This is a genomic window from Pseudomonas sp. GW823-FHT02C02 (assembly GCF_058797635.1).
Genome location: NZ_JBXAJV010000008.1, coordinates 16,056 through 41,764, shown reverse-complemented (window position 1 = coordinate 41,764; position 25,709 = coordinate 16,056). Strand labels below are relative to the sequence as shown.

Annotated in this window: 37 protein-coding genes; 1 reads left to right on the top strand and 36 read right to left on the bottom strand. The window is 55.5% G+C overall.

Going from position 1 to position 25,709, the window contains the following annotated elements; translation table 11 throughout:
• Nucleotides 1–25 precede the first annotated feature (25 nt).
• Both AC1ROI_RS15940 and AC1ROI_RS15935 read right to left on the bottom strand, forming a co-directional pair.
• A complete protein-coding gene (locus AC1ROI_RS15940; protein ID WP_010467282.1) occupies nucleotides 26–553 on the bottom strand; it encodes a single-stranded DNA-binding protein in 528 nt (175 codons plus the stop codon).
• 9 nt (nucleotides 554–562) lie between these two features.
• The gene (locus AC1ROI_RS15935) at nucleotides 563–1,960 is read right to left on the bottom strand and encodes an MFS transporter (protein ID WP_010467280.1); all 1,398 of its coding nucleotides are present in this window, start codon (nucleotides 1,958–1,960) and stop codon (nucleotides 563–565) included.
• Nucleotides 1,961–2,151: 191 nt separating this feature from the next.
• Between AC1ROI_RS15935 and uvrA the strand changes: the two genes are divergently transcribed.
• Complete coding sequence (gene uvrA, locus AC1ROI_RS15930; protein WP_010467278.1) at nucleotides 2,152–4,986, top strand: excinuclease ABC subunit UvrA; 2,835 nt, start codon at nucleotides 2,152–2,154, stop codon at nucleotides 4,984–4,986.
• A 65-nt stretch (nucleotides 4,987–5,051) separates the two neighbouring features.
• Here uvrA and bfr read toward each other — a convergent pair whose 3' ends face one another.
• From bfr to rpsL, 34 genes are all read right to left on the bottom strand, one after another.
• Nucleotides 5,052–5,516 carry a bacterioferritin gene (gene bfr, locus AC1ROI_RS15925; RefSeq protein WP_010467276.1) on the bottom strand — a complete coding sequence of 155 codons (465 nt, stop codon included), beginning with the start codon at nucleotides 5,514–5,516 and terminating at the stop codon, nucleotides 5,052–5,054.
• A 149-nt stretch (nucleotides 5,517–5,665) separates the two neighbouring features.
• Nucleotides 5,666–7,120 (bottom strand): catalase, encoded by a 1,455-nt coding sequence (locus AC1ROI_RS15920; protein ID WP_010467275.1) that lies wholly within the window; start codon nucleotides 7,118–7,120, stop codon nucleotides 5,666–5,668.
• A 208-nt stretch (nucleotides 7,121–7,328) separates the two neighbouring features.
• Nucleotides 7,329–7,715 carry a 50S ribosomal protein L17 gene (gene rplQ / locus AC1ROI_RS15915; protein ID WP_008145500.1) on the bottom strand — a complete coding sequence of 129 codons (387 nt, stop codon included), beginning with the start codon at nucleotides 7,713–7,715 and terminating at the stop codon, nucleotides 7,329–7,331.
• A gap of 42 nt (nucleotides 7,716–7,757) precedes the next feature.
• Complete coding sequence (locus AC1ROI_RS15910) at nucleotides 7,758–8,759, bottom strand: DNA-directed RNA polymerase subunit alpha (RefSeq protein WP_003176403.1); 1,002 nt, start codon at nucleotides 8,757–8,759, stop codon at nucleotides 7,758–7,760.
• A 22-nt stretch (nucleotides 8,760–8,781) separates the two neighbouring features.
• The gene (gene rpsD / locus AC1ROI_RS15905) at nucleotides 8,782–9,402 is read right to left on the bottom strand and encodes a 30S ribosomal protein S4 (protein ID WP_003210056.1); all 621 of its coding nucleotides are present in this window, start codon (nucleotides 9,400–9,402) and stop codon (nucleotides 8,782–8,784) included.
• A gap of 18 nt (nucleotides 9,403–9,420) precedes the next feature.
• Nucleotides 9,421–9,810 carry a 30S ribosomal protein S11 gene (rpsK, locus tag AC1ROI_RS15900; RefSeq protein ID WP_002555466.1) on the bottom strand — a complete coding sequence of 130 codons (390 nt, stop codon included), beginning with the start codon at nucleotides 9,808–9,810 and terminating at the stop codon, nucleotides 9,421–9,423.
• A 30-nt stretch (nucleotides 9,811–9,840) separates the two neighbouring features.
• Entirely contained in the window at nucleotides 9,841–10,197 is a 357-nt protein-coding gene (gene rpsM, locus AC1ROI_RS15895; RefSeq protein WP_003186020.1) for a 30S ribosomal protein S13, read from the bottom strand.
• A 130-nt stretch (nucleotides 10,198–10,327) separates the two neighbouring features.
• The gene (gene rpmJ, locus AC1ROI_RS15890; protein ID WP_002555468.1) at nucleotides 10,328–10,444 is read right to left on the bottom strand and encodes a 50S ribosomal protein L36; all 117 of its coding nucleotides are present in this window, start codon (nucleotides 10,442–10,444) and stop codon (nucleotides 10,328–10,330) included.
• Nucleotides 10,445–10,471: 27 nt separating this feature from the next.
• On the bottom strand, nucleotides 10,472–11,800 hold the full coding sequence (gene secY, locus AC1ROI_RS15885) for a preprotein translocase subunit SecY (RefSeq protein WP_007896784.1): 1,329 nt from the start codon (nucleotides 11,798–11,800) through the stop codon (nucleotides 10,472–10,474).
• Nucleotides 11,801–12,238, bottom strand: a complete 438-nt coding sequence (gene rplO, locus AC1ROI_RS15880; RefSeq protein ID WP_010467269.1) for a 50S ribosomal protein L15 — start codon at nucleotides 12,236–12,238, stop codon at nucleotides 11,801–11,803.
• Between the two features lie 3 nt (nucleotides 12,239–12,241).
• A complete protein-coding gene (gene rpmD, locus AC1ROI_RS15875; RefSeq protein ID WP_003186033.1) occupies nucleotides 12,242–12,418 on the bottom strand; it encodes a 50S ribosomal protein L30 in 177 nt (58 codons plus the stop codon).
• Nucleotides 12,419–12,420: 2 nt separating this feature from the next.
• Nucleotides 12,421–12,921: a 30S ribosomal protein S5 gene (rpsE, locus tag AC1ROI_RS15870; RefSeq protein WP_007943782.1), complete on the bottom strand. Its 501-nt coding sequence runs from the start codon at nucleotides 12,919–12,921 to the stop codon at nucleotides 12,421–12,423.
• Between the two features lie 3 nt (nucleotides 12,922–12,924).
• The gene (rplR, locus tag AC1ROI_RS15865; protein WP_003186037.1) at nucleotides 12,925–13,275 is read right to left on the bottom strand and encodes a 50S ribosomal protein L18; all 351 of its coding nucleotides are present in this window, start codon (nucleotides 13,273–13,275) and stop codon (nucleotides 12,925–12,927) included.
• A 10-nt stretch (nucleotides 13,276–13,285) separates the two neighbouring features.
• Nucleotides 13,286–13,819 carry a 50S ribosomal protein L6 gene (gene rplF, locus AC1ROI_RS15860; RefSeq protein WP_003176412.1) on the bottom strand — a complete coding sequence of 178 codons (534 nt, stop codon included), beginning with the start codon at nucleotides 13,817–13,819 and terminating at the stop codon, nucleotides 13,286–13,288.
• A gap of 12 nt (nucleotides 13,820–13,831) precedes the next feature.
• Nucleotides 13,832–14,224 (bottom strand): 30S ribosomal protein S8, encoded by a 393-nt coding sequence (gene rpsH, locus AC1ROI_RS15855; protein WP_003186040.1) that lies wholly within the window; start codon nucleotides 14,222–14,224, stop codon nucleotides 13,832–13,834.
• 209 nt (nucleotides 14,225–14,433) lie between these two features.
• Nucleotides 14,434–14,739, bottom strand: a complete 306-nt coding sequence (rpsN, locus tag AC1ROI_RS15850) for a 30S ribosomal protein S14 (RefSeq protein ID WP_003176414.1) — start codon at nucleotides 14,737–14,739, stop codon at nucleotides 14,434–14,436.
• A 13-nt stretch (nucleotides 14,740–14,752) separates the two neighbouring features.
• A complete protein-coding gene (rplE, locus tag AC1ROI_RS15845; RefSeq protein WP_003176415.1) occupies nucleotides 14,753–15,292 on the bottom strand; it encodes a 50S ribosomal protein L5 in 540 nt (179 codons plus the stop codon).
• Nucleotides 15,293–15,312: 20 nt separating this feature from the next.
• A complete protein-coding gene (gene rplX / locus AC1ROI_RS15840; RefSeq protein ID WP_003176416.1) occupies nucleotides 15,313–15,627 on the bottom strand; it encodes a 50S ribosomal protein L24 in 315 nt (104 codons plus the stop codon).
• An 11-nt stretch (nucleotides 15,628–15,638) separates the two neighbouring features.
• On the bottom strand, nucleotides 15,639–16,007 hold the full coding sequence (gene rplN / locus AC1ROI_RS15835; RefSeq protein WP_002555479.1) for a 50S ribosomal protein L14: 369 nt from the start codon (nucleotides 16,005–16,007) through the stop codon (nucleotides 15,639–15,641).
• A gap of 23 nt (nucleotides 16,008–16,030) precedes the next feature.
• Nucleotides 16,031–16,297 carry a 30S ribosomal protein S17 gene (gene rpsQ, locus AC1ROI_RS15830; RefSeq protein WP_003176419.1) on the bottom strand — a complete coding sequence of 89 codons (267 nt, stop codon included), beginning with the start codon at nucleotides 16,295–16,297 and terminating at the stop codon, nucleotides 16,031–16,033.
• A 2-nt stretch (nucleotides 16,298–16,299) separates the two neighbouring features.
• Nucleotides 16,300–16,491 (bottom strand): 50S ribosomal protein L29, encoded by a 192-nt coding sequence (gene rpmC, locus AC1ROI_RS15825; RefSeq protein WP_002555481.1) that lies wholly within the window; start codon nucleotides 16,489–16,491, stop codon nucleotides 16,300–16,302.
• The gene (gene rplP, locus AC1ROI_RS15820; protein ID WP_007896757.1) at nucleotides 16,491–16,904 is read right to left on the bottom strand and encodes a 50S ribosomal protein L16; all 414 of its coding nucleotides are present in this window, start codon (nucleotides 16,902–16,904) and stop codon (nucleotides 16,491–16,493) included. Before rplP ends, rpmC begins: the two co-directional genes overlap by 1 nt.
• A gap of 12 nt (nucleotides 16,905–16,916) precedes the next feature.
• Nucleotides 16,917–17,603, bottom strand: coding sequence for a 30S ribosomal protein S3 (gene rpsC, locus AC1ROI_RS15815; protein ID WP_003176422.1), 687 nt, complete (start codon nucleotides 17,601–17,603; stop codon nucleotides 16,917–16,919).
• Between the two features lie 13 nt (nucleotides 17,604–17,616).
• Complete coding sequence (gene rplV / locus AC1ROI_RS15810) at nucleotides 17,617–17,949, bottom strand: 50S ribosomal protein L22 (protein ID WP_003103908.1); 333 nt, start codon at nucleotides 17,947–17,949, stop codon at nucleotides 17,617–17,619.
• 13 nt (nucleotides 17,950–17,962) lie between these two features.
• A complete protein-coding gene (gene rpsS / locus AC1ROI_RS15805) occupies nucleotides 17,963–18,238 on the bottom strand; it encodes a 30S ribosomal protein S19 (RefSeq protein WP_002555486.1) in 276 nt (91 codons plus the stop codon).
• A gap of 16 nt (nucleotides 18,239–18,254) precedes the next feature.
• The gene (rplB, locus tag AC1ROI_RS15800) at nucleotides 18,255–19,079 is read right to left on the bottom strand and encodes a 50S ribosomal protein L2 (protein WP_003176423.1); all 825 of its coding nucleotides are present in this window, start codon (nucleotides 19,077–19,079) and stop codon (nucleotides 18,255–18,257) included.
• Nucleotides 19,080–19,093: 14 nt separating this feature from the next.
• Nucleotides 19,094–19,393, bottom strand: coding sequence for a 50S ribosomal protein L23 (rplW, locus tag AC1ROI_RS15795; protein WP_002555488.1), 300 nt, complete (start codon nucleotides 19,391–19,393; stop codon nucleotides 19,094–19,096).
• The gene (gene rplD, locus AC1ROI_RS15790; protein ID WP_007896707.1) at nucleotides 19,390–19,992 is read right to left on the bottom strand and encodes a 50S ribosomal protein L4; all 603 of its coding nucleotides are present in this window, start codon (nucleotides 19,990–19,992) and stop codon (nucleotides 19,390–19,392) included. The genes rplW and rplD overlap by 4 nt, the downstream gene beginning before the upstream one ends.
• Nucleotides 19,993–20,004: 12 nt before the next feature.
• Nucleotides 20,005–20,640 carry a 50S ribosomal protein L3 gene (rplC, locus tag AC1ROI_RS15785; protein WP_003186059.1) on the bottom strand — a complete coding sequence of 212 codons (636 nt, stop codon included), beginning with the start codon at nucleotides 20,638–20,640 and terminating at the stop codon, nucleotides 20,005–20,007.
• 80 nt (nucleotides 20,641–20,720) lie between these two features.
• Complete coding sequence (gene rpsJ / locus AC1ROI_RS15780; RefSeq protein ID WP_003186070.1) at nucleotides 20,721–21,032, bottom strand: 30S ribosomal protein S10; 312 nt, start codon at nucleotides 21,030–21,032, stop codon at nucleotides 20,721–20,723.
• Between the two features lie 156 nt (nucleotides 21,033–21,188).
• Nucleotides 21,189–22,382 carry an elongation factor Tu gene (gene tuf, locus AC1ROI_RS15775; RefSeq protein ID WP_007896660.1) on the bottom strand — a complete coding sequence of 398 codons (1,194 nt, stop codon included), beginning with the start codon at nucleotides 22,380–22,382 and terminating at the stop codon, nucleotides 21,189–21,191.
• A 31-nt stretch (nucleotides 22,383–22,413) separates the two neighbouring features.
• Nucleotides 22,414–24,519: an elongation factor G gene (gene fusA / locus AC1ROI_RS15770; protein WP_010467261.1), complete on the bottom strand. Its 2,106-nt coding sequence runs from the start codon at nucleotides 24,517–24,519 to the stop codon at nucleotides 22,414–22,416.
• Nucleotides 24,520–24,549: 30 nt separating this feature from the next.
• Nucleotides 24,550–25,020 carry a 30S ribosomal protein S7 gene (rpsG, locus tag AC1ROI_RS15765; protein ID WP_002555493.1) on the bottom strand — a complete coding sequence of 157 codons (471 nt, stop codon included), beginning with the start codon at nucleotides 25,018–25,020 and terminating at the stop codon, nucleotides 24,550–24,552.
• Nucleotides 25,021–25,138: 118 nt separating this feature from the next.
• Nucleotides 25,139–25,510 carry a 30S ribosomal protein S12 gene (gene rpsL, locus AC1ROI_RS15760; RefSeq protein WP_002555494.1) on the bottom strand — a complete coding sequence of 124 codons (372 nt, stop codon included), beginning with the start codon at nucleotides 25,508–25,510 and terminating at the stop codon, nucleotides 25,139–25,141.
• Nucleotides 25,511–25,709: the final 199 nt, after the last annotated feature.

The following is a 25,709-nucleotide window of genomic DNA, read 5'->3' as shown; positions in this document are numbered from 1 at the left end:
GTCTACGGTTCTGAAAAACTGCGGATCAGAACGGGATATCGTCATCAAAGCTGTCGAAATCCGGAGCCGGTTGTGGCGCTGCCTGCTGTGGAGGCGGAGCCTGACGCGACTGCTGCGGTGCTGACTGCTGCGGGCGCGGAGCCTGCTGGCGTGGAGCCGGGGCGGACTGCTGGTAGTTATTGCCCCCGCCTTGTTGGTCGCCCTGCTGTGGACGGCCGCCGAGCAGTTGCATGGTGCCTTGCATGTCGACCACGATTTCGGTGGTGTAACGCTTGATACCGTCTTTTTCCCACTCGCGGGTCTGCAGCTTGCCTTCGATGTAGACCTGCGAACCTTTACGCAGGTATTCACCGGCGATCTCGGCCACCTTGCCGAACATCGAAACACGGTGCCATTCAGTCTTCTCGACCTTCTGACCGGTTTGCTTGTCGGTCCACTGTTCGCTGGTCGCCAGACTCAGGTTGGTCACGGCGTTACCGTTAGGCAAGTAGCGAACTTCGGGATCCTGGCCGCAAGTGCCGACCAATATGACTTTGTTAACCCCACGGGCCATAACGTTCTCCTAGGCTACGCACGCTGCCCCGGCCGGGTTGTTCACCAGGCGCTCAAGGGTGGTGCGATCCAATAGTTCTGTGTCCAATTTGATGTAAATCGCCGCTTCATCAGCAACGATTACCGCATCTGTTACCCCTACGACGGCCTTCAGGCGGTCAACCAACCCCGCTTCGCGGATCGCCTCGGGCGACAGCGGCAAGCGCAGACTCGTCACGTAGGGAGGTTCGCGCATGGTAACAGCAAAGGCCAGCCAAAGTGCAGCCAGGCCGGCGCATCCGAGGAATACAACCGACAAACCGCCGTGCTGGAACATCCAGCCGCCGAGGATCCCCCCCAGCGCCGAACCGAGGAACTGGCTGGTGGAATAAACCCCCATCGCCGTGCCTTTGCCGCCCGCCGGTGAAACCTTGCTGATCAGCGATGGCAACGAAGCTTCCAGCAAGTTGAACGCGGTAAAGAACACCACCGTCCCGATCACCAGAGCCCGCAGGCTGTCGCCGAACTGCCAGAAGAATAGCTCAGTGAGCATCAGCGTCAGCACTGCGCCCAATAAAACTCGTTTCATTTTGCGTTTCTTCTCGCCGTAGATAATGAACGGGATCATGGCGAAGAAGGAGATCAGCAGCGCGGTGAGGTAGACCCACCAGTGCTGCTCTTTGGGCAGCCCGGCTTTTTGCACCAGAGCCAGGGGCAATGCAACGAAGCTCGACATCAACATCGCGTGCAACACAAAAATGCCAAGGTCCAGGCGCAGCAGGTCCGGGTGCTTTAGCGTCGGCATCAGCGCCGAACGGGCGACGCCGGACTCACGGTGCTGCAACGGTCCGGTGGAACGCGGCACCATGAACATGACGATCACGATGCCGAACAGCGCCATGCCGCCCGTGGCGAGGAACAACCCCGACAGGCCGAAGGCGCGGGTCAACAGCGGCCCGACAACCATGGCCACTGCGAAGGACAGACCAATCGTCATGCCGATCATGGCCATGGCTTTGGTCCGGTGCTGCTCGCGGGTCAGGTCTGAAAGCAACGCCATCACTGCGGCGGAAATAGCCCCGGCGCCTTGCAGGATGCGTCCGGCGATGACGCCCCAGATCGAATCGGCATTGGCTGCCAGCACGCTACCGAGGGCGAAGATGATCAGCCCGAGGTAAATCACCGGACGACGGCCGATGCGGTCGGAAATGAAGCCGAAAGGAATCTGAAAGATTGCCTGGGTCAGGCCGTAAGCGCCAATCGCCAGTCCGATGAGGGCCGGGGTCGCTCCTGCCAGATCCATCCCATAGGTCGCCAGTACCGGCAACACCATGAACATGCCAAGCATACGGAAGGCGAACACCAGGGCCAGCCCGCTTGCTGCGCGGGTCTCACTGCCACTCATGCGTTCGCTGTGGGGATCGTGCATGGAAAAACCTCATGTGAACCGGCGGCGATTCTACCAGTCCCATCGATTGACGGGGTATATCGCGACGCTTTGACGCGCTCCGCTGACAGACTCTTCATGTAAGACACAACTCCGCTCGTTTGATAGTGTGCATCCATCCAGTATTTGGCCGTATACTCCTACGTTTTCGACGCCCGCCAAGCGAGGCCACTTTGGACAAGATCCTGATTCGTGGGGCCCGAACCCACAACCTGAAGAACATCGACCTGACCCTGCCACGGGACAAACTGATCGTCATCACCGGCCTTTCCGGATCCGGCAAATCGTCCCTGGCGTTTGACACGCTGTATGCCGAAGGCCAACGCCGCTATGTCGAATCACTGTCGGCCTATGCCCGGCAGTTTTTGTCGATGATGGAAAAGCCTGACGTCGACACCATCGAAGGTTTGTCGCCAGCCATTTCCATCGAACAGAAATCGACCTCGCATAACCCGCGCTCGACGGTCGGCACCATCACCGAAATCTACGACTACCTGCGCCTGCTGTACGCACGCGTGGGTATTCCACGTTGCCCGGATCACGACATTCCGCTGGAAGCGCAAACCGTCAGCCAGATGGTCGACCTGGTCCTCGCGCAACCGGAGGGCAGCAAGCTGATGCTGCTGGCCCCGGTGATTCGCGAGCGCAAAGGCGAACACCTTTCGGTCTTCGAAGAACTGCGCGCCCAGGGCTTTGTCCGGGCCCGGGTCAACGGCAGGATCTGCGAACTGGATGAGCTGCCGAAGCTGGATAAGCAAAAGAAGCACTCGATTGATGTAATAGTCGACCGCTTCAAGGTCCGCGCCGATCTGCAGCAGCGCCTGGCCGAGTCGTTCGAAACCGCGCTGAAACTGGCGGACGGGATCGCACTGGTCGCGCCGATGGACGACGAGCCCGGCGAAGAGATCATCTTCTCCGCGCGCTTCGCCTGCCCGATTTGCGGCCATGCGATCAGCGAGCTGGAACCCAAGCTGTTCTCCTTCAACAACCCCGCCGGCGCTTGCCCGACCTGCGATGGTCTGGGGGTCAAGCAGTTCTTCGACATCAAGCGTCTGGTGAACGGCGAGTTGACGCTGGCCGAGGGCGCTATTCGCGGCTGGGACAGGCGCAACGTCTATTACTTCCAGATGCTCGGGTCGCTGGCTTCGCACTACAAGTTCAGCCTGGAAGTGCCCTTCAACGACCTTTCGGCGGATCAGCAGAAATTCATTCTGCATGGCAGCGGTTCGCAAAACGTCGACTTCAAGTACCTGAACGACCGCGGCGATATCGTCAAACGCTCGCACCCGTTCGAAGGCATCGTGCCGAACCTGGAACGCCGCTATCGCGAAACCGAGTCGGCTTCAGTGCGTGAAGAGCTGGCCAAGTTCCTCAGCACCCAGCCCTGCCCGGATTGCCGTGGCACGCGCTTGCGTCGTGAGGCGCGGCACGTCTGGGTGGGCGAGAAGACGCTGCCGGCGGTGACCAATCTGCCGATTGGCGATGCTTGCGAGTATTTCGGCATACTGAAGCTCACGGGCCGTCGCGGTGAAATTGCCGACAAGATTCTCAAGGAGATCCGCGAGCGCCTGCAGTTCCTGGTCAACGTAGGCCTCGACTATCTTTCGCTGGATCGCAGTGCCGACACGTTGTCCGGCGGTGAAGCTCAGCGGATTCGCCTGGCCAGCCAGATTGGCGCCGGCCTGGTGGGGGTTCTGTACATCCTCGATGAGCCGTCGATCGGTCTGCATCAACGTGATAACGATCGGTTGCTCGGCACACTCAAGCACCTGCGCGACATCGGCAACACGGTGATCGTGGTCGAGCATGACGAAGACGCTATTCGCCTGGCCGACTACGTGGTGGACATCGGGCCGGGCGCGGGGGTCCACGGTGGGCATATTGTTGCCGAAGGGACGCCGGCCGAAGTGATGGCGCATCCTGATTCGTTGACCGGCAAGTACCTGTCGGGCCGAGTAAAGATTGCCGTTCCAGCCAAACGCACACCGCGCAACAAGAAGTTGTCACTGTCGCTCAAGGGCGCTCGCGGTAACAACTTGCGCAATGTCGACCTGGACATTCCGATAGGTCTGTTGACGTGCGTGACCGGTGTGTCCGGCTCGGGCAAATCGACGCTGATCAACAATACGCTGTTTCCCTTGAGCGCTACGGCACTCAACGGTGCAACGACGCTTGAGGCGGCCGCCCACGACAGCATCAAGGGACTGGAGCATCTGGATAAGGTCGTCGATATCGACCAGAGCCCTATCGGCCGAACGCCGCGCTCCAATCCGGCGACCTACACCGGGCTGTTCACGCCGATTCGCGAACTGTTCGCCGGCGTACCGGAATCACGCTCACGCGGTTATGGTCCGGGACGCTTCTCCTTCAACGTGAAGGGCGGACGCTGCGAAGCGTGTCAGGGCGATGGCCTGATCAAGGTGGAAATGCACTTCCTGCCGGACATCTATGTCCCGTGCGACGTCTGCAAGAGCAAGCGTTACAACCGCGAGACACTGGAAATCAAGTACAAGGGCAAGAGCATCCACGAAACCCTCGAGATGACCATCGAGGAAGCGCGGGTGTTCTTTGACGCGGTTCCTGCGCTAGCGCGCAAGCTTCAGACATTGATGGACGTAGGTCTGTCCTACATCAAGCTGGGGCAATCGGCGACGACGTTGTCGGGCGGTGAAGCCCAAAGGGTGAAGCTCTCCCGTGAACTGTCCAAGCGCGATACCGGCAAGACGCTGTACATCCTCGATGAACCAACCACTGGCTTGCACTTCGCGGATATTCAGCAATTGCTCGACGTACTGCATAGACTGCGCGACCACGGCAACACTGTGGTGGTGATCGAGCACAACCTAGACGTGATCAAGACCGCCGACTGGTTGGTGGACCTGGGGCCGGAAGGCGGCTCCAAGGGCGGCCAGATCATTGCGGTTGGTACCCCGGAGGAAGTGTCCGAGATGAAGCAATCTCACACCGGCTTCTACCTCAAGCCGCTGCTGGCTCGCGACAAGGCCTGAATCGGGCCCACGAAAAAGCCCCTGTCACTTCATCGGTGACAGGGGCTTTTTTGTATAGGGAGCAATCAGGCGTGAGATTGCAGGTAGTTCTCAAGACCGATCAACTTGATCAGACCCATCTGCTTTTCAAGCCAGTAGGTGTGGTCTTCTTCAGTGTCATGCAATTGAACCCGCAGCATCTCGCGGCTGACATAGTCCTGGTGTTGCTCGCAGAGTTTGATGCCCTTGCAGAGCGCGGCGCGGACTTTATATTCAAGTCGCAGGTCAGCGGCGAGCATGTCCGGCACAGTGGTGCCAACATCAAGGTCGTCGGGACGCATGCGCGGCGTGCCTTCGAGCATCAGAATCCGACGCATCAGGGCATCAGCGTGCCCGGCCTCTTCTTCCATCTCGTGGTTGATGCGTTCGTAGAGCTTGGTGAAACCCCAGTCCTCATACATCCGCGAATGGACGAAATACTGATCACGCGCCGCCAGTTCGCCGGTCAGCAACGTGTTGAGGTAATCGATTACGTCTGGGTGCCCTTGCATCGCCCTACATCTCCCTGCATGAAAGTCTGTAGTTTGAACCAAGGCGACTGTTTGGTCACTCCGTTTACGCGATAAAAGCGAAGATATTCTGAGAAAAGTGGTTCAAATAACGCAAAAACCGCCCAAATGAGGGCGGTTCTGCTTCTCGTTTAGACTTCGTTAAGCTGTACACCCAACGCCCTTGCAATTGCTTCTCCATACGCCGGATCGGCCTTGAAGAAGTGCTGCAATTGACGATCAATCACATCACCGGAAACGCCGGCCATGGCTCCGGCAATGTTGTTGGTCAGCAGCGCTTTCTGCTCGTCACTCATGAGTCGGAACAGAGCACCGGCATGGCTGTAGTAGTCGGAGTCTTCACGATGATCGTAACGATCAGCGGCACCGCTCAATGCCAACGGTGGCTCAGCGTAGCGAGGCGCTTGTTTCGGCGAATCGACGTAGCTGTTCGGCTCATAGTTAGGTGCTGCACCGCCATTGCTGCCGAATGCCATCGAACCATCACGCTGATAGCTATTCACCGGGCTGCGGGGCGCATTCACCGGTAGTTGCTGATGATTGGTGCCAATGCGGTAGCGGTGCGCGTCGGCATAAGCGAACACGCGGCCCTGGAGCATGCGATCCGGAGAAAGACCAACGCCCGGGACCATGTTGCTCGGGCCGAATGCCGCTTGCTCGACTTCGGCAAAGTAGTTTTGCGGATTGCGATTGAGCTCCAGCTCGCCGACTTCGATCAGCGGAAACTCTTTCTGCGACCAGGTTTTGGTCACATCGAACGGGTTCTCATAGTGCGCCGCGGCCTGAGCCTCGGTCATGATCTGAATGCACACACGCCATTTCGGGAAGTCACCGCGCTCAATCGCCCCGAACAGGTCACGCTGCGCGTAATCCGGATCGGTACCGGCCAAACGTGCCGCTTCTGCAGGCGCCAGGTTTTTGATGCCTTGCTGAGTCTTGTAGTGCCACTTCACCCAATGCCGCTCGCCATTGGCGTTGATCAAGCTGTAGGTGTGGCTACCAAAGCCGTGCATGTGACGATAGCCGTCAGGAATGCCACGGTCGGAGAACAGAATAGTGACCTGGTGCAGCGCCTCAGGCGAGTGCGACCAGAAGTCCCACATCATCTGCGCGCTTTTCAGATTGCTCTGCGGCAGACGCTTTTGGGTGTGGATAAAGTCCGGAAATTTCAACGGATCACGGATGAAGAACACGGGCGTGTTGTTGCCGACGATGTCCCAGTTACCTTCCTCGGTGTAGAACTTCAGGGCAAAGCCACGCGGATCGCGCTCGGTATCGGCCGAACCCCGTTCGCCGCCAACCGTAGAAAAGCGCAGGAACGTCGGAGTTTGCTTGCCGACCGATTCAAACAGTTTAGCGCTGGTGTACGGGGTGATGTCGCGAGTGACAGTAAACGTGCCGTAAGCACCCGAGCCCTTGGCGTGTACACGGCGCTCAGGGATGTTCTCGCGATTGAAGTGGGCAAGCTTTTCGATCAGGTGAAAGTCGTCGAGCAGCAGCGGGCCACGAGGGCCGGCGGAACGGGAATTCTGGTTGTCGGCGACAGGAGCGCCACTGGCGGTGGTCAGCGTTTTATTTTGACTCATGCGATCTCTTCCTCTGTCAGTCTTTAACTGCCGGCTATCGGCTGAGGGGGAGTATTGATCAGGAACGTTACAGCTACAAATTCATTGCGTTGCGACTATCGATAGAAAATTACTAATTACCTTTCTATTCATGCATTGATGGCAATGCTTTTCGAGCGCGCACAAAAAACCGGGCACTAGGCCCGGTTCTTCGTTTCAGACTGACGTCTTACTCAGCGGATACAGCTTCACCACCGGCAGGACGATCAACCAACTCGACATACGCCATAGGCGCGTTGTCGCCAGTGCGGAAACCGCACTTGAGGATGCGCAGGTAGCCACCCTCACGGGTAGCGTAACGCTTGCCCAGGTCGTTGAAGAGCTTACCAACGATAGCTTTCGAACGAGTACGGTCGAAAGCCAGACGGCGGTTAGCCAGGCTGTCTGTCTTGGCCAAAGTGATCAGCGGCTCAGCAACGCGACGCAGTTCTTTAGCTTTTGGCAGTGTAGTTTTGATCAGCTCGTGCTCGAACAGCGACACCGCCATGTTTTGAAACATGGCCTTGCGGTGCGAGCTGGTGCGGCTCAGGTGACGACCACTTTTACGATGACGCATGGTTCATTCCTTACCAAACACAACGTTCGGTGATTACGACGATCAGGCAGTCGCCTTGTCGTCCTTCTTAAGACTTGCAGGCGGCCAGTTGTCGAGGCGCATGCCGAGGGACAGACCGCGGGAGGCCAGAACGTCCTTGATTTCAGTCAAGGATTTCTTGCCAAGGTTCGGAGTCTTCAACAGCTCTACTTCGGTACGCTGAATCAGGTCACCGATGTAGTAGATGTTTTCCGCCTTAAGGCAGTTAGCCGAACGTACAGTCAGTTCCAGATCGTCAACCGGGCGAAGCAGGATCGGATCGATCTCGTCTTCCTGCTCGATAACCACTGGCTCACTGTCACCTTTGAGGTCGACGAACGCAGCCAGCTGCTGTTGCAGAATGGTTGCAGCGCGGCGGATAGCCTCTTCAGGATCCAGGGTACCGTTGGTTTCCAGATCAATAACCAGCTTGTCCAGGTTAGTACGCTGCTCGACACGGGCGTTTTCCACCACGTATGCGATACGGCGAACCGGGCTGAACGAAGAGTCAAGCTGCAAGCGACCGATGCTGCGGCTTTCGTCTTCATCGCTCTGACGCGAGTCTGCCGGTTCATAACCACGACCACGAGCTACGGTGAGCTTCATGTTCAGGGCGCCGTTAGACGCCAGGTTAGCGATTACGTGATCGGGGTTAACGATCTCGACATCATGATCCAGCTGAATATCGGCAGCGGTAACCACCCCCGAACCCTTCTTCGACAAGGTCAGCGTAACTTCGTCACGACCGTGCAGCTTGATAGCCAGACCTTTAAGGTTCAACAGGATTTCAATTACGTCTTCCTGTACGCCTTCGATGGCGCTGTACTCATGGAGCACACCGTCAATCTCGGCCTCGACTACTGCACAGCCGGGCATTGAGGACAACAGGATGCGTCGCAGCGCGTTGCCCAGGGTGTGGCCGAAACCACGCTCGAGAGGCTCGAGAGTGATCTTGGCGCGGGTTGGACTGACAACCTGCACATCAATATGGCGGGGTGTCAGGAACTCATTTACCGAAATCTGCATGGATGCACCTATTTTCTAGCCCTTACTTGGAGTAGAGCTCGACAATCAGGCTTTCGTTGATGTCGGCGGACAGATCACTGCGAGCAGGAACGTTCTTGAAAACGCCCGACTTCTTCTCAGTGTCTACTTCTACCCATTCTACGCGGCCACGTTGGGCACACAGATCGAGAGCTTGGACAATGCGAAGTTGGTTCTTTGCTTTCTCGCGAATCGCGACCACGTCACCAGCACGAACCTGGTAGGACGGTACGTTTACGGTCTGACCGTTAACGCTGACGGATTTGTGCGATACCAGCTGACGGGATTCGGCACGAGTAGAGCCAAAACCCATACGGTATACAACGTTGTCCAGACGGCATTCGAGCAGTTGCAGCAGGTTTTCACCGGTTGCACCTTTCTTGCCAGCAGCTTCTTTGTAGTAGCCGCTGAATTGACGCTCGAGAACGCCGTAGATACGACGGACCTTCTGCTTTTCACGCAGTTGGGTGCCGTAATCGGACTGGCGACCGCGGCGTTGGCCGTGGATACCAGGTGCTGCTTCGATGTTGCACTTCGATTCGATCGCGCGCACGCCGCTCTTCAGAAAGAGATCGGTGCCTTCGCGACGAGCGAGTTTGCATTTTGGACCAATGTAACGAGCCATTCTTTACAATCTCCTGGATTACACGCGGCGCTTCTTCGGCGGACGGCACCCGTTGTGCGGGATTGGCGTCACGTCGGTGATGCTGGCGATCTTGTAGCCACAGCCGTTCAAAGCGCGGACTGCAGATTCACGACCTGGGCCTGGACCTTTGACGTTAACGTCGAGGTTTTTCAGACCGTATTCCAGCGCAGCTTGACCAGCACGTTCAGCAGCTACTTGAGCAGCAAACGGGGTGGACTTGCGGGAACCGCGGAAACCCGAACCACCGGAGGTAGCCCAGGAAAGAGCGTTGCCTTGACGGTCGGTGATGGTCACGATTGTGTTGTTAAAAGATGCATGGATGTGGGCGATGCCATCAACCACTGTCTTTTTAACTTTTTTACGAGGACGAGCAGCAGGTTTAGCCATGATTAATTTCCTGTCGATTCGCTGGGGCGATTACTTGCGGATCGGCTTACGCGGACCTTTACGGGTACGCGCGTTAGTCTTGGTACGCTGACCGCGCACTGGAAGACCACGACGATGACGCAGACCGCGATAGCAACCGAGGTCCATCAAACGCTTGATTTTCATGTTGATTTCGCGACGCAGGTCACCTTCAGTGGTGAACTTCGCCACTTCGCCACGCAGCTGTTCAATCTGCTCGTCGCTCAGATCCTTGATCTTTGCGGCTGGGTTTACCCCAGTCACTGCACAGATCTTCTGCGCAGTAGTGCGACCAACACCATAGATGTAGGTCAGCGAGATAACAGTATGCTTGTTATCTGGAATGTTAACGCCTGCAATACGGGCCATTCAGTGGGACTCCAATTGACAGCTACCTACGCCCCGGAAGCCAAGAAATAGGGCGCGAGATAATATCGCTGTAATAACAAATAATCAACCCGGTAGCGCACTAGCTACCGGGCTTGAAGCACAATCACACTCAGCCTTGGCGCTGTTTGTGACGCGGTTCCGCGCTGCAAATTACTCGAACAACACCTTCGCGGCGAATAATCTTGCAGTTGCGGCACAGCTTTTTCACCGATGCACGAACTTTCATCACCAACTCCTCGAACCTTATGGGTACTCAGCGCAACATGCCGCTGCCGTAACCCTTCAGGTTGGCTTTCTTCATCAGGGATTCGTACTGGTGCGAAACGAGGTGCGATTGTACTTGGGACATGAAGTCCATCACAACCACGACGACGATCAGCAACGAGGTCCCGCCAAGGTAGAACGGAACGTTTGCTGCAACCACCAGGAACTGGGGCAACAGGCATACGGCCGTCATATATAGAGCACCGAACAGGGTCAAACGAGTCAGAACGCCATCAATGTAGCGCGCAGACTGCTCACCTGGACGGATGCCCGGAATAAAGGCACCGGACTTCTTCAGGTTTTCCGCTACGTCTTTCGGATTGAACATCAACGCCGTATAGAAGAAGCAGAAGAAAATAATCCCTGCACTAAACAGCAGAATATTCAACGGCTGACCAGGAGCGATCGACTGCGAGATGTCCTGCAGCCAGCCCATACCTTCAGACTGACCGAACCAGGTACCCAACGAAGCCGGGAACAGCAAAATGCTGCTCGCGAAAATGGCCGGAATAACACCGGCCATGTTCACCTTCAACGGCAAGTGGCTAGTCTGCGCAGCAAAGACCTTACGACCCTGCTGACGCTTGGCGTAATGAACAGCAATACGACGCTGACCACGCTCAATGAACACCACAAAACCGATAATCGCTACTGCCAGCAAACCGATGGCAACCAAGGCAAAAATGTTGATATCACCCTGACGCGCAGACTCGAAAGACTGCCCGATCGCTCTCGGAAGACCGGCGACGATACCTGCGAAAATCAACATCGAGATACCGTTGCCAACACCACGCTCAGTAATCTGCTCACCCAGCCACATCATGAACATCGCACCAGCCACAAACGTGGATACCGCGACGAAATGGAAGCCAAAGTCACCAGTGAACGCAACGCCCTGCCCCGCCAGACCAATGGACATGCCAATTGCCTGAACGAGAGCGAGGACGACAGTGCCGTAGCGGGTGTACTGGGCAATCTTGCGACGCCCAGCTTCACCTTCCTTCTTCAACTGCTCCAGCTGCGGGCTGACGGCTGTCATCAGTTGCATGATGATCGATGCCGAAATGTACGGCATGATCCCCAGTGCAAAGATACTCATCCGCTCCAGCGCGCCGCCGGAAAACATGTTGAACAAGCTAAGAATGGTCCCCTCATTCTGTCGAAACAGGTCCGCGAGTCGGTCCGGGTTGATACCTGGAACCGGGATGTGTGCGCCTATTCGGTAGACGATAATCGCCAGGAACAGAAAACGCAGACGAGCCCAGAGTTCAGACATACCGCCTTTGCCGAGCGCAGAGAGAGCACCTTGCTTAGCCATTTATTCCTCGAACTTGCCGCCAGCTGCTTCGATAGCCGAACGCGCACCTTTGGTGGCGCCGATTCCCTTTCCGATGGTAACAGCGCGAGTAACTTCGCCGGACAGCATGATTTTCACACGCTGTACGTTGACGTTGATCACGTTGGCATCTTTCAGGGACTGCACAGTGACGATGTCGCCTTCCACTTTAGCCAGCTCGGACAGACGCACTTCTGCGCGGTCCATGGCCTTCAGGGAAACGAAACCGAACTTTGGCAGGCGACGATGCAGCGGCTGTTGACCGCCTTCAAAGCCTGGAGCAATGGTGCCACCGGAGCGGGAGGACTGACCTTTGTGGCCACGGCCACCGGTCTTGCCCAAACCACTACCGATACCACGGCCCGGACGATGCTTTTCGCGACGGGAACCCGGCGCTGGACTCAGATCATTGAGTTTCATCGATTAACCCTCGACACGCAGCATGTAGTAAGCCTTGTTGATCATCCCGCGATTCTCGGGAGTATCAAGTACTTCTACAGTGTGACCGATGCGACGCAGACCCAGACCCTTAACGCACAGTTTGTGGTTAGGGATGCGGCCGGTCATGCTTTTGATCAGCGTAACTTTAACGGTAGCCATGATCAGAAGATCTCCTTGACGCTTTTGCCACGCTTGGCGGCAATGGATTCAGGAGACTGCATAGCTTTCAAACCTTTGAAAGTGGCGTGAACCACGTTTACCGGGTTAGTCGAGCCGTAGCACTTGGCCAGAACGTTCTGAACGCCAGCAACTTCGAGGACAGCACGCATAGCGCCGCCAGCGATGATACCGGTACCTTCAGAAGCAGGCTGCATGTACACCTTCGAAGCGCCGTGACCGGACTTCATTGCGTACTGCAGAGTGGTGCCGTTCAGATCAACTTGGATCATGTTGCGACGAGCAGCTTCCATTGCCTTCTGGATCGCAGCAGGCACTTCACGTGACTTGCCACGGCCGAAGCCAACACGCCCTTTACCATCACCTACCACGGTCAACGCGGTGAAAGTGAAGATACGGCCGCCTTTAACGGTTTTGGCTACGCGGTTAACTTGAACCAGCTTCTCAATGTAGCCTTCGTCGCGCTTTTGGTCGTTATTTGACATAACTTAGAACTCCAGCCCAGCTTCACGAGCAGCATCAGCCAGCGCCTTGACGCGGCCGTGGTACTTGAAGCCAGAGCGGTCGAAAGCCACCTGCGAGACGCCAGCGGCTTTTGCACGCGTAGCGACCAGCTGGCCAACCTTAGTGGCCGCGTCGATGTTGCCAGTGGCGCCATCACGCAGTTCTTTATCCAAAGTCGAGGCAGATGCCAGGACTTTGTTGCCGTCGGCCGAAATGACCTGGGCGTAGATGTGCTGCGACGAGCGGAACACGCAGAGACGCACGACTTCGAGTTCGTGCATTTTCAGGCGTGCTTTGCGAGCGCGACGCAGTCGAGTAACTTTTTTGTCGGTCATTTGCTATGCCCTACTTCTTCTTGGCTTCTTTACGACGGACGACTTCGTCCGCGTAGCGCACACCTTTGCCTTTGTACGGCTCTGGTGGACGGAAGTCGCGGATCTCGGCGGCCACTTGACCTACCAGCTGCTTATCGATGCCCTTGATCAGGATATCGGTCTGGCTAGGAGTCTCAGCGGTGATGCCTTCCGGCAGTTCATAATCCACTGGGTGCGAGAAGCCAAGAGCCAGGTTCAGCACTGTGCCTTTTGCTTGCGCTTTGTAACCAACACCGACCAGCTGGAGCTTACGCTCGAAGCCTTGGCTTACGCCTTGGACCATGTTGTTTACCAACGCACGAGTGGTACCAGCCATTGCGCGAGTTTGTTGATCGCCATTGCGAGCAGCGAAACGCAGCTCACCAGCTTCTTCAACGATCTCAACGGACGAATGGATGTTCAGTTCGAGAGTGCCCTTGGCACCCTTCACCGAAAGCTGTTGGCCTGCGAATTTTACTTCGACACCGGCTGGCAGCTTAACGGGGTTCTTAGCGACGCGTGACATGCTTATCCCCCCTTAGAACACAGTGCAAAGAACTTCGCCGCCGACACCGGCAGCGCGCGCAGCACGATCCGTCATCACACCTTTGTTGGTGGAGACGATAGACACACCGAGACCGCCACGAACTTTTGGCAGATCATCGACGGACTTGTACTGACGCAGGCCTGGACGGCTAACGCGCTTCACTTCCTCGATGACCGGACGGCCTTCGAAGTACTTCAGCTCGATGGACAGCAGTGGCTTGATTTCGCTGCTGATCTGATAACCCGCAATGTAACCTTCGTCCTTCAGGACTTTGGCAACAGCTACCTTCAAAGTAGAAGATGGCATGCTTACGACGGACTTTTCAGCCATCTGGGCATTACGGATTCGAGTTAGCATGTCCGCTAACGGGTCCTGCATACTCATGGGCTAGACGCTCCTAATACAAAAAAATTAGCCTTGCGGCTACTACTTGTCGCCGAGCTCATCCATGCGAAAAAAGCACGGGCTCAGGCGAGCCGGGTATTCTAGACACACCCCACAAATGAATCAAGCCCCAAAAGGGGCTTGATTCAAGTTCAAGGTCACCGGTGGTCAGGATCTTGCGATCCCGAACACCGAGACTTTGATAGTGCTTACCAGCTGGCTTTAACCAGACCAGGTACGTCACCACGCATTGCAGCTTCACGCAGTTTGTTACGGCCGAGGCCGAACTTGCGGTAAACGCCGTGTGGACGACCGGTCAGGCGGCAGCGGTTACGCATGCGCGAGGCGCTTGCGTCACGTGGCTGCTTCTGCAGAGCAACTGTAGCTTCCCAACGCGCTTCTGGACTTGCGTTCAGATCAACGATGATTGCTTTCAGTGCTGCACGCTTTTTGGCGTACTTGGCAACCGTGAGCTGACGCTTCAGCTCGCGGTTTTTCATGCTCATCTTGGCCATTTTCCTACTCCAATCAGTTGCGGAACGGGAATTTGAAAGCACGCAGCAGCGCGCGACCTTCATCATCGTTCTTGGCAGTGGTGGTCAGGGTAATGTCCAGACCGCGGAGAGCATCGATCTTGTCGTAGTCGATTTCCGGGAAGATGATCTGCTCTTTTACGCCCATGCTGTAGTTACCACGACCATCGAAGGACTTGGCATTCAGGCCGCGGAAGTCGCGAACCCGAGGCAGGGAGATCGACAGCAGACGATCCAGGAATTCGTACATACGCTCACGGCGCAGAGTCACTTTGACGCCGATCGGCCAACCTTCACGGACTTTAAAGCCAGCGATGGATTTCCGAGCGTAAGTCACAACGACTTTCTGACCGGTGATCTTTTCCAGGTCGGCAACAGCGTGCTCGATGACTTTTTTGTCACCGACAGCTTCGCCCAGACCCATGTTCAGGGTGATTTTGGTAACGCGTGGAACTTCCATCACGTTCGAAAGCTTAAGTTCTTCCTTAAGCTTCGGTGCGATTTCCTTCCAGTAAATCTCTTTTAGTCGTGCCATGGTCTTCTACCTAGCAGTGTTCAAGCATCAACCGCTTTTTGGGTCGACTTGAAGACACGAATTTTCTTGCCGTCTTCTACTTTGAAACCAACGCGGTCAGCCTTGTTGGTTTCGCCGTTGAAAATGGCGACGTTAGAAGCGTCCAGTGGAGCTTCTTTTTCGACGATACCGCCTTGTACGCCCGACATCGGGTTAGGCTTGGTATGACGCTTAACCAGGTTCAGACCACCAATAACCAGACGGTTATTAGCGAGAACCTTAAGCACCTTACCGCGCTTACCTTTGTCTTTGCCGGCGATCACGATGATCTCGTCGTCACGACGAATCTTTTGCATGTCGGATCTCCTTACAGCACTTCTGGGGCGAGCGAGACGATCTTCATGAACTTCTCAGTACGAAGTTCACGGGTCACTGGCCCAAAGATACGGGTGCCGATCGGCTCTTGCTTGTTGTTCAGAAGAACAGCAGCGTTGCCATCAAAGCGGATAATGGAGCCATCAGCACGGCGTACACCGTGACGAGTGCGGACTACAACAGCAGTCATCACTTGGCCTTTTTTCACTTTACCGCGAGGAATTGCTTCCTTGACGGTAACTTTGATGATGTCACCGATACCAGCGTAACGACGATGGGAGCCACCCAGCACCTTGATGCACATAACACGGCGAGCGCCGCTGTTATCGGCCACATCGAGCATGGATTGAGTCTGAATCATATAATTTCTCCGACCCCTAGTCCTTAGACTTCCACAGCGCGTTCGAGAACATCAACCAGCGCCCAAGACTTGGTCTTGGCCAAAGGACGAGTTTCACGAATAGTGACTTTGTCGCCGATGTGGCACTGATTGGTTTCGTCGTGCGCGTGCAGCTTAGTCGAACGCTTAACGTATTTACCGTAGATCGGGTGCTTAACGCGACGCTCGATCAGAACGGTGATGGTTTTGTCCATCTTGTCGCTGACAACACGGCCAGTCAGCGTACGGACAGTTTTTTCGGCTTCAGCCATGATTACTTACCTGCCTGCTGGTTGAGCACAGTCTTCACGCGAGCGATGTCACGCTTAACTTGCGAGAGCAGATGAGACTGCCCCAACTGGCCAGTTGCTTTCTGCATACGCAGATTGAACTGGTCGCGCAGCAAGCCGAGCAGTTGCTCGTTCAGCTGCTGTGCGGATTTTTCACGAAGTTCATTCGCTTTCATCACATCACCGTCCGTTTAACAAAGGCGGTGGCGAGCGGCAGCTTTGCAGCAGCCAGGGCAAAAGCCTCACGCGCCAGCTCTTCAGAAACACCCTCGATTTCATACAGGACTTTGCCTGGCTGAATCTGGGCAACCCAGTACTCCACACTACCCTTACCTTTACCCATCCGAACTTCGAGTGGCTTTTTGGAAATAGGCTTGTCCGGGAATACACGGATCCAGATCTTGCCGCCACGTTTAACGTGACGGGTCAGAGCACGACGCGCTGACTCGATCTGACGAGCGGTGAGACGACCACGAGCTACAGACTTCAGCGCGAACTCGCCGAAGCTGACTTTGCTACCGCGCTGAGCCAGACCACGGTTGTGGCCTGTCATCTGCTTGCGGAACTTCGTACGCTTTGGTTGCAACATTTGGCGTACCCCTTACTTAGCAGCTTTTTTACGAGGCGCTGGTGCTTGTGGTTTCAGTTCTTCTTGGCGACCACCAATTACTTCGCCTTTGAAGATCCAAACCTTTACACCGATCACACCGTAAGTGGTGTGAGCTTCGTAGTTGGCATAGTCGATGTCGGCACGCAGGGTGTGCAGTGGCACACGACCTTCGCGATACCATTCAGTACGTGCGATTTCAGCACCGCCGAGACGACCGCTCACTTGGATTTTGATGCCTTTGGCACCAATGCGCATGGCGTTTTGTACAGCGCGCTTCATAGCGCGACGGAACATTACGCGACGCTCCAGCTGCTGAGCTACGCTCTGCGCAACCAACATACCGTCGAGTTCCGGCTTGCGGATTTCTTCGATATTGATGTGCACAGGCACACCCATTTGTTTGGTCAGGTCCTGACGCAGTTTCTCAACATCTTCACCTTTCTTCCCGATAACGATACCTGGACGAGCGGTGTGGATGGTGATACGTGCAGTTTGAGCCGGACGATGGATATCGATACGGCTTACGGACGCGCTTTTTAGTTTGTCTTGGAGATACTCACGCACCTTCAGATCAGCGAACAAATAGTCCGCATAAGTCCGACCGTCTGCGTACCAGACGGAGGTGTGTTCCTTGACGATTCCCAGGCGAATGCCAATGGGATGTACTTTCTGACCCATCTCTTCGACTCCGTTACTTGTCAGCAACCTTGACAGTGATATGGCAAGACCGCTTGACGATGCGATCAGCACGGCCTTTGGCACGTGGCATGATTCGCTTCAGCGAACGCCCTTCGTTGACGAAAACGGTGCTGACCTTGAGGTCATCAACGTCTGCGCCTTCGTTATGCTCGGCGTTGGCTACGGCCGACTCCAGCACTTTCTTCATGATCTCGGCGGCTTTCTTACTGCTGAAAGCCAACAGGTTGAGCGCTTCGCCCACCTTCTTCCCGCGGATCTGGTCGGCGACCAAGCGGGCTTTCTGGGCGGAGATTCGAGCGCCCGACAACTTAGCGGCTACTTCCATCGTTCCTTACCCCTTAACGCTTGGCTTTCTTGTCTGCCACGTGCCCACGATATGTGCGGGTACCGGCAAACTCGCCTAGTTTGTGGCCGACCATGTCTTCGTTCACGAGAACTGGAACATGTTGACGACCGTTATGAACTGCAATGGTCAGACCGACCATTTGTGGCAGGATCATCGAACGACGCGACCAGGTTTTAACTGGTTTGCGATCGTTCTTTTCCGCCGCCACTTCGATCTTCTTCAGTAGGTGAAGATCAATAAAAGGACCTTTTTTCAGAGAACGTGGCACTGTCGTATCCCTCTATTTACTTGCGACGACGGACGATCATTTTGTCGGTACGCTTATTACCACGAGTCTTCGCGCCCTTAGTCGGGAAGCCCCATGGCGATACCGGATGACGACCACCAGAGGTACGACCTTCACCACCACCATGTGGGTGGTCAACCGGGTTCATGGCAACACCACGAACGGTTGGGCGAACGCCACGCCAGCGTTTGGCACCAGCTTTACCCAGCGAACGCAGGCTGTGCTCGGAGTTCGAGACTTCACCCAGGGTCGCGCGGCATTCAGCCAGCACTTTACGCATCTCACCAGAACGCAGACGCAGGGTCACGTAGACACCTTCACGAGCGATCAGCTGAGCCGAAGCACCAGCGGAACGAGCGATTTGCGCGCCTTTACCTGGCTTCAATTCGATGCCGTGTACGGTGCTACCAACTGGAATGTTACGCAGTTGCAGAGCGTTGCCCGGCTTGATCGGCGCCAAAGCACCTGCGATCAGCTGGTCGCCAGCACTCACGCCTTTAGGGGCGATGATGTAGCGACGCTCGCCATCTGCGTACAGCAGCAGAGCGATGTGAGCAGTACGGTTTGGATCGTATTCGATACGCTCGACAGTGGCAGAGATGCCATCTTTGTCGTTGCGACGGAAATCGACCAGACGATAATGCTGCTTATGGCCACCACCGATGTGACGAGTGGTAATGCGACCATTGTTGTTACGACCACCAGTCTTCGATTTTTTCTCGAGCAGCGGTGCGTGAGGAGCGCCTTTATGCAGCTCCTGGTTGACCACCTTGACCACAAAACGGCGGCCAGGGGAAGTCGGTTTGCATTTAACGATTGCCATGATGCACCCCTTCCTTACTCAGCACTGCTGCTGAAATCGAGATCTTGGCCTGGCTGAAGGGAGATAACTGCCTTCTTCCAGTCATTACGCTTGCCCAGACCGCGAGCAGTGCGCTTGCTCTTACCCAGAACATTCAGGGTAGTAACACGCTCTACTTTCACGCTGAACAGGCTTTCGACGGCCTTCTTGATTTCCAGCTTGGTTGCGTCAGTTGCAACCTTGAAAACGAACTGGCCTTTCTTGTCAGCCAGAACCGTAGCCTTCTCGGAAACGTGCGGGCCAAGCAGAACTTTAAATACGCGTTCCTGGTTCATCCCAGCAGCTCCTCGAATTTCTTCACGGCCGACACGGTGATCAACACCTTGTCGTATGCGATCAGACTAACTGGATCGGAACCCTGCACGTCACGTACATCAACGTGTGGCAGGTTACGAGCAGCCAGGTACAGGTTCTGATCAACTACTTCAGACACGATCAAGACGTCAGTCAGGCCCATGCCGGTCAGTTTGTTCAGCAGATCTTTGGTCTTCGGTGCATCAACAGCGAAGTCCTGAACCACAACCAGACGATCAGTACGCACCAGCTCAGCAAGGATGGAACGCATTGCTGCGCGATACATCTTCTTGTTCAGCTTCTGGGTGTGATCCTGAGGACGAGCTGCGAAAGTGGTACCGCCGCCACGCCAGATTGGGCTACGGATAGTACCGGCACGAGCACGGCCAGTACCTTTCTGACGCCATGGGCGCTTACCGCCACCACGAACGTCGGAACGGGTCTTTTGCTGCTTGCTACCTTGACGGCCGCCGGCCATGTAGGCCACGACTGCTTGGTGAACCAGCGTCTCGTTGAATTCGCCGCCAAATGTCAGTTCGGAAACTTCGATCGCTTGAGCGTCATTTACATTTAATTGCATGTCAGCTTCCCCTTAACCGCGAGCCTTGGCTGCTGGACGTACAACCAAGTTGCCGCCAGTAGCGCCAGGAACAGCACCCTTGACCAACAACAGATTGCGTTCAGCGTCCACGCGCACTACTTCGAGGGACTGCACGGTCACGCGCTCAGCGCCCATATGACCGGACATTTTTTTGCCCTTGAATACACGACCAGGAGTCTGGCACTGGCCGATAGAGCCTGGAACGCGGTGGGACACGGAGTTACCGTGGGTATTATCTTGCCCGCGGAAGTTCCAACGCTTGATCGTACCCTGGAAGCCTTTACCCTTGGACTGACCGGTTACATCAACCAGTTGACCAGCGGCGAAGATTTCAGCGTTGATCAGATCGCCGGCCTGGTACTCGCCTTCTTCAAGGCGGAATTCCATTACGGTACGACCAGCGGCAACGTTCGCTTTAGCGAAGTGGCCAGCTTGAGCAGCTGTAACACGCGAAGCACGACGCTCGCCTACAGTGACTTGCACTGCACGATAGCCATCGGTCTCTTCAGTTTTGAACTGGGTGACGCGATTCGGCTCGATCTCAATGACCGTGACCGGAATGGAGACACCTTCTTCGGTGAAAATACGGGTCATACCGCATTTACGACCGACTACACCAATAGTCATGTTGTAAACCTCATGAGTGTACGGGGCTTTCACCCGCTATGGCCGCCCATTTCAGAGCGTTACACGACTAAGACCGAGTCTTAGCCGAGGCTGATCTGTACTTCCACACCGGCCGCCAGATCAAGCTTCATAAGAGCATCAACGGTTTTATCCGTTGGCTGGACGATGTCCAGTACGCGCTTATGAGTACGGATCTCGTACTGGTCACGCGCGTCTTTGTTGACGTGCGGGGAGACCAGAACGGTGAACCGCTCTTTACGGGTAGGCAGTGGAATTGGACCACGCACTTGAGCACCAGTACGTTTCGCGGTTTCCACGATTTCCTGGGTGGATTGGTCGATCAGGCGATGGTCAAAAGCCTTCAACCTGATACGGATTTGCTGATTTTGCATTGGATTTCAGACTCCGGCTGCTATTCCCACCGAGCGCAATACGCCCGTTAAAAGGAGGCGCAATTCTATAGACGCCCCATATAGGTGTCAACCCAATAAAAAAGCCCCCGCTAAGCGGGGGCTTTTTCAATTCATCAAAGCCAACTCGAAAAGAGCTTACTCGATGATTTTGGCTACGACGCCAGCGCCGACGGTACGACCGCCTTCACGGATAGCGAAACGCAGACCGTCTTCCATTGCGATGGTCTTGATCAGGGTGACAACCATTTTGATGTTGTCGCCCGGCATTACCATTTCAACGCCTTCCGGCAGTTCGCAGTTACCAGTCACGTCAGTAGTACGGAAGTAGAACTGTGGACGGTAGCCTTTGAAGAACGGAGTGTGACGACCGCCTTCTTCTTTGCTCAGAACGTAGACTTCAGCTTCGAACTTGGTGTGCGGCTTGACCGAACCTGGCTTAACCAGAACCTGGCCACGCTCAACGTCGTCACGCTTGGTACCACGCAGCAGAACGCCGCAGTTCTCGCCAGCACGACCTTCGTCGAGCAGCTTACGGAACATTTCAACACCGGTGCAGGTGGTGACGGTAGTATCACGCAGACCAACGATTTCCAGTGGATCCTGAACCTTGACGATACCGCGCTCGATACGGCCAGTTACAACAGTACCGCGACCGGAGATCGAGAATACGTCTTCGATTGGCATCAGGAACGGCTTGTCGATAACGCGAACTGGATCTGGAATGTAGCTGTCCAGAGTCTCAACCAGCTTACGAACGGCAGTGGTGCCCATTTCGTTGTCGTCTTGGCCGTTCAGAGCCATCAGAGCCGAACCGATGATGATCGGAGTGTCGTCACCTGGGAAGTCGTAAGTGCTCAGCAGGTCGCGCACTTCCATCTCAACCAGTTCCAGCAGCTCAGCGTCGTCAACCATGTCAGCCTTGTTCAGGAAGACAACGATGTACGGAACGCCAACCTGACGGGACAGCAGGATGTGCTCACGGGTTTGTGGCATCGGACCATCAGCGGCCGAGCAAACCAGGATAGCGCCGTCCATCTGAGCAGCACCGGTGATCATGTTCTTCACGTAGTCAGCGTGACCTGGGCAGTCAACGTGAGCGTAGTGACGGATCAGCGAGTTGTATTCAACGTGCGCGGTGTTGATGGTGATACCACGAGCCTTTTCTTCCGGAGCGCTGTCGATTTTGTCGAAAGCAACAACGGCCGAACCGAAAACTTCGGAGCAGACGCGAGTCAGAGCAGCGGTCAGCGTGGTTTTACCGTGGTCGACGTGACCGATGGTGCCAACGTTGACGTGCGGGAGGGTACGGTCAAATTTTTCTTTAGCCACGACAATTAACTCCTAGCCTAAAGGGGCTGAATCAGCCTTGTTTTTTGGTAACGGTTTCGACGATGTGCGACGGAGCCGTATTGTATTTTTTGAATTCCATAGAGTAGCTTGCGCGACCTTGGGACATGGAACGGACGTCAGTTGCATAACCGAACATCTCGCCCAGCGGAACCTCAGCACGAATTACTTTGCCGGAGACCGTGTCTTCCATACCCAGGATCATGCCGCGACGACGGTTAAGGTCGCCCATCACGTCACCCATATAGTCTTCAGGTGTAACAACCTCTACCGCCATGATCGGCTCAAGCAACTCACCACCGCCCTTCTGGGCCAGTTGCTTGGTTGCCATGGAAGCAGCCACCTTAAACGCCATCTCGTTGGAGTCGACGTCGTGGTAAGAACCATCAAACACGGTAGCCTTCAGGCCGATTAGCGGATAGCCGGCCACAACGCCGTTCTTCATCTGCTCTTCGATACCCTTCTGGATAGCCGGGATGTATTCCTTAGGAACCACACCACCCACTACTTCGTTCAGGAATTGCAGACCTTCCTGACCTTCGTCAGCAGGAGCAAAACGAATCCAGCAGTGACCGAACTGGCCACGACCGCCGGACTGACGAACGAACTTGCCTTCAATTTCGCAGCTCTTCGTGATGCGCTCACGGTACGAAACTTGTGGCTTACCGATGTTGGCTTCGACGTTGAACTCACGGCGCATCCGGTCAACCAGGATGTCCAGGTGCAACTCGCCCATGCCGGAGATGATCGTTTGACCAGTCTCTTCATCAGTCTTGACGCGGAAAGATGGATCTTCCTGAGCGAGCTTGCCCAGAGCGATACCCATTTTTTCCTGGTCATCCTTGGTCTTAGGCTCTACGGCAACCGAAATAACCGGCTCCGGGAAGTCCATGCGAACCAGGATGATTGGCTTGTCAGCGTTGCACAAAGTCTCACCAGTGGTGACGTCCTTCATGCCGATCAAGGCCGCGATGTCACCAGCGCGTACTTCCTTGATTTCTTCACGGGCGTTTGCGTGCATTTGCACCATACGACCCACACGCTCTTTCTTGCCTTTAACCGAGTTGATCACGCCGTCGCCGGAGGCCAACACGCCCGAGTAAACTCGAACGAAGGTCAAGGTACCCACGAATGGGTCGGTAGCGATCTTGAACGCCAGAGCCGAGAACGGCTCGCTGTCGTCTGCGTGACGCTCCATTTCCTTGGTCTCGTCATCCGGGTCTGTACCCTTGATGGCAGGAATGTCGGAAGGAGCAGGCAGGTAGTCGATCACGGCGTCGAGAACCAGGGGAACACCCTTGTTCTTGAAGGAAGAACCGCAAACAGCCAGAACGATCTCACCAGCGATAGTACGCTGACGCAGAGCGGCCTTGATTTCCGCGTTGGTGAGTTCTTCACCTTCGAGGTACTTGTTCATCAGCTCTTCGCTGGCTTCAGCCGCAGCTTCAACCATATTGCCGCGCCATTCGTCAGCCAGTTCCTGCAGTTCTGCAGGGATAGGCTTGCGAACTGGAACCATGCCTTTGTCAGAATCATTCCAGTAAACAGCTTCCATAGCCATCAGGTCGATCTGACCCTGGAAGTTGTCTTCGGAACCGATAGCCAACTGGATTGGAACCGGGGTGTGACCCAGACGCTGTTTGATCTGACCGATCACGCGCAGGAAGTTCGCACCAGCACGGTCCATCTTGTTTACATAAACAAGACGTGGAACGCCGTACTTGTTGGCCTGACGCCATACGGTTTCCGACTGAGGCTCAACACCCGAGGTGCCGCAGAACACAACGACCGCGCCGTCGAGAACACGCAAGGAACGCTCAACTTCAATAGTGAAGTCAACGTGGCCCGGGGTGTCGATGACGTTGAAGCGATACTGGTCTTTGTGCTGCTTCTCGGAACCCTGCCAGAAGGCGGTAATAGCAGCAGAAGTAATGGTAATACCACGCTCCTGCTCCTGCACCATCCAGTCTGTGGTCGCGGCGCCGTCATGCACCTCGCCCATTTTGTGACTTTTGCCAGTGTAAAAAAGGACGCGCTCGGTGGTGGTGGTTTTACCAGCATCCACGTGAGCAACGATACCAATGTTACGGTAGCGATTAATCGGTGTAGTACGAGCCATAAAGCCCTCGCAAAATTAGTGACGCTAAAATTAGAAGCGGTAGTGCGAGAAAGCCTTGTTGGCTTCAGCCATACGGTGCACGTCTTCACGCTTCTTAACTGCAGCACCTTTGCCTTCAGCAGCGTCCAACAGTTCGCCAGCCAAACGCAGAGCCATAGACTTCTCGCCGCGCTTACGGGCGAAGTCTACCAACCAGCGCATTGCCAGAGCGTTACGACGGGACGGACGAACTTCGACCGGAACCTGGTAAGTAGCACCGCCTACACGGCGCGACTTTACTTCGACCAGCGGAGCGATGGCGTCGAGAGCTTTCTCGAAGATTTCCAGGGGATCGCTGTTCTTGCGTTCTTTAACCTTTTCCAGCGCGCCATAAACGATACGCTCGGCAACGGCTTTCTTGCCGCTTTCCATTACGTGGTTCATGAACTTGGCCAGGATCTGGCTGCCGTATTTTGGATCGTCAAGCACTTCGCGCTTGGCTGCTACGCGTCTTCTTGGCATGGATAAGCCCTCAAACGGTCTTCAGGTTCGCTCGGAATCGGTGCCCTTTCGGGACGCCTCCGACCTTACTCTTATCGACTCAGAAAAATAGAAAATCAGTTCTTACAAAAAGCCGCTACTACTTAGGCTTCTTGGTACCGTACTTCGAACGACCCTGGTTACGACCTTTAACGCCGGAAGTATCCAAAGAACCGCGTACGGTGTGGTAACGAACACCTGGCAAGTCTTTTACACGACCGCCGCGGATCAGTACCACGCTGTGCTCTTGCAGGTTGTGGCCTTCACCGCCGATGTACGAGGAAACCTCGAAACCGTTGGTCAGACGCACACGGCATACTTTACGCAGTGCCGAGTTAGGTTTTTTCGGCGTGGTGGTATACACACGGGTGCATACGCCACGACGTTGCGGGCAGTTCTGCAGCGCAGGCACGTCGGATTTCTCGACGATACGCTTACGCGGCTGACGTACCAGCTGGTTGATAGTTGCCATCTACTAGCTCCACTGTTGTCTTGCGACGCTATTGTCTTGCAAGAAAAGCAAAATGGCAGGAACGAATTCCCGCCAAATTTAGGGGTACAAGAGTCTAAAGAGGATCTTGTCCCCAGTCAAGGCAAGGCCCCGACCTCCCCGCTCATCCAACCTCGACAAATTGTCTCGATTCGATGAACGGAACGACCGGGGCCCCACA

What these genes read in the sequence shown, in the direction of transcription:
- AC1ROI_RS15940 (WP_010467282.1), bottom strand. Translation starts at nt 553, where the DNA reads ATGGCCCGTGGGGTTAACAAAGTCATATTGGTCGGCACTTGCGGCCAG.
- AC1ROI_RS15935 (WP_010467280.1), bottom strand. Translation starts at nt 1,960, where the DNA reads ATGCACGATCCCCACAGCGAACGCATGAGTGGCAGTGAGACCCGCGCA.
- bfr (WP_010467276.1), bottom strand. Translation starts at nt 5,516, where the DNA reads ATGCAAGGGCACCCAGACGTAATCGATTACCTCAACACGTTGCTGACC.
- AC1ROI_RS15920 (WP_010467275.1), bottom strand. Translation starts at nt 7,120, where the DNA reads ATGAGTCAAAATAAAACGCTGACCACCGCCAGTGGCGCTCCTGTCGCC.
- rplQ (WP_008145500.1), bottom strand. Translation starts at nt 7,715, where the DNA reads ATGCGTCATCGTAAAAGTGGTCGTCACCTGAGCCGCACCAGCTCGCAC.
- AC1ROI_RS15910 (WP_003176403.1), bottom strand. Translation starts at nt 8,759, where the DNA reads ATGCAGATTTCGGTAAATGAGTTCCTGACACCCCGCCATATTGATGTG.
- rpsD (WP_003210056.1), bottom strand. Translation starts at nt 9,402, where the DNA reads ATGGCTCGTTACATTGGTCCAAAATGCAAACTCGCTCGTCGCGAAGGC.
- rpsK (WP_002555466.1), bottom strand. Translation starts at nt 9,810, where the DNA reads ATGGCTAAACCTGCTGCTCGTCCTCGTAAAAAAGTTAAAAAGACAGTG.
- rpsM (WP_003186020.1), bottom strand. Translation starts at nt 10,197, where the DNA reads ATGGCCCGTATTGCAGGCGTTAACATTCCAGATAACAAGCATACTGTT.
- rpmJ (WP_002555468.1), bottom strand. Translation starts at nt 10,444, where the DNA reads ATGAAAGTTCGTGCATCGGTGAAAAAGCTGTGCCGCAACTGCAAGATT.
- secY (WP_007896784.1), bottom strand. Translation starts at nt 11,800, where the DNA reads ATGGCTAAGCAAGGTGCTCTCTCTGCGCTCGGCAAAGGCGGTATGTCT.
- rplO (WP_010467269.1), bottom strand. Translation starts at nt 12,238, where the DNA reads ATGAAACTCAATGATCTGAGTCCAGCGCCGGGTTCCCGTCGCGAAAAG.
- rpmD (WP_003186033.1), bottom strand. Translation starts at nt 12,418, where the DNA reads ATGGCTACCGTTAAAGTTACGCTGATCAAAAGCATGACCGGCCGCATC.
- rpsE (WP_007943782.1), bottom strand. Translation starts at nt 12,921, where the DNA reads ATGTCAAATAACGACCAAAAGCGCGACGAAGGCTACATTGAGAAGCTG.
- rplR (WP_003186037.1), bottom strand. Translation starts at nt 13,275, where the DNA reads ATGACCGACAAAAAAGTTACTCGACTGCGTCGCGCTCGCAAAGCACGC.
- rplF (WP_003176412.1), bottom strand. Translation starts at nt 13,819, where the DNA reads ATGTCACGCGTCGCTAAGAACCCCGTTAAGCTGCCAGCCGGTGTCGAA.
- rpsH (WP_003186040.1), bottom strand. Translation starts at nt 14,224, where the DNA reads ATGAGTATGCAGGACCCGTTAGCGGACATGCTAACTCGAATCCGTAAT.
- rpsN (WP_003176414.1), bottom strand. Translation starts at nt 14,739, where the DNA reads ATGGCCAAGATGAGCATGAAAAACCGCGAGCTGAAGCGTCAGCTCACG.
- rplE (WP_003176415.1), bottom strand. Translation starts at nt 15,292, where the DNA reads ATGGCACGACTAAAAGAGATTTACTGGAAGGAAATCGCACCGAAGCTT.
- rplX (WP_003176416.1), bottom strand. Translation starts at nt 15,627, where the DNA reads ATGCAAAAGATTCGTCGTGACGACGAGATCATCGTGATCGCCGGCAAA.
- rplN (WP_002555479.1), bottom strand. Translation starts at nt 16,007, where the DNA reads ATGATTCAGACTCAATCCATGCTCGATGTGGCCGATAACAGCGGCGCT.
- rpsQ (WP_003176419.1), bottom strand. Translation starts at nt 16,297, where the DNA reads ATGGCTGAAGCCGAAAAAACTGTCCGTACGCTGACTGGCCGTGTTGTC.
- rpmC (WP_002555481.1), bottom strand. Translation starts at nt 16,491, where the DNA reads ATGAAAGCGAATGAACTTCGTGAAAAATCCGCACAGCAGCTGAACGAG.
- rplP (WP_007896757.1), bottom strand. Translation starts at nt 16,904, where the DNA reads ATGTTGCAACCAAAGCGTACGAAGTTCCGCAAGCAGATGACAGGCCAC.
- rpsC (WP_003176422.1), bottom strand. Translation starts at nt 17,603, where the DNA reads ATGGGTCAGAAAGTACATCCCATTGGCATTCGCCTGGGAATCGTCAAG.
- rplV (WP_003103908.1), bottom strand. Translation starts at nt 17,949, where the DNA reads ATGGAAGTAGCCGCTAAGTTGTCGGGCGCTCGAATCTCCGCCCAGAAA.
- rplB (WP_003176423.1), bottom strand. Translation starts at nt 19,079, where the DNA reads ATGGCAATCGTTAAATGCAAACCGACTTCCCCTGGCCGCCGTTTTGTG.
- rplW (WP_002555488.1), bottom strand. Translation starts at nt 19,393, where the DNA reads ATGAACCAGGAACGCGTATTTAAAGTTCTGCTTGGCCCGCACGTTTCC.
- rplD (WP_007896707.1), bottom strand. Translation starts at nt 19,992, where the DNA reads ATGCAATTAAATGTAAATGACGCTCAAGCGATCGAAGTTTCCGAACTG.
- rplC (WP_003186059.1), bottom strand. Translation starts at nt 20,640, where the DNA reads ATGACTATTGGTGTAGTCGGTCGTAAATGCGGTATGACCCGTATTTTC.
- rpsJ (WP_003186070.1), bottom strand. Translation starts at nt 21,032, where the DNA reads ATGCAAAATCAGCAAATCCGTATCAGGTTGAAGGCTTTTGACCATCGC.
- fusA (WP_010467261.1), bottom strand. Translation starts at nt 24,519, where the DNA reads ATGGCTCGTACTACACCGATTAATCGCTACCGTAACATTGGTATCGTT.
- rpsG (WP_002555493.1), bottom strand. Translation starts at nt 25,020, where the DNA reads ATGCCAAGAAGACGCGTAGCAGCCAAGCGCGAAGTGCTTGACGATCCA.
- rpsL (WP_002555494.1), bottom strand. Translation starts at nt 25,510, where the DNA reads ATGGCAACTATCAACCAGCTGGTACGTCAGCCGCGTAAGCGTATCGTC.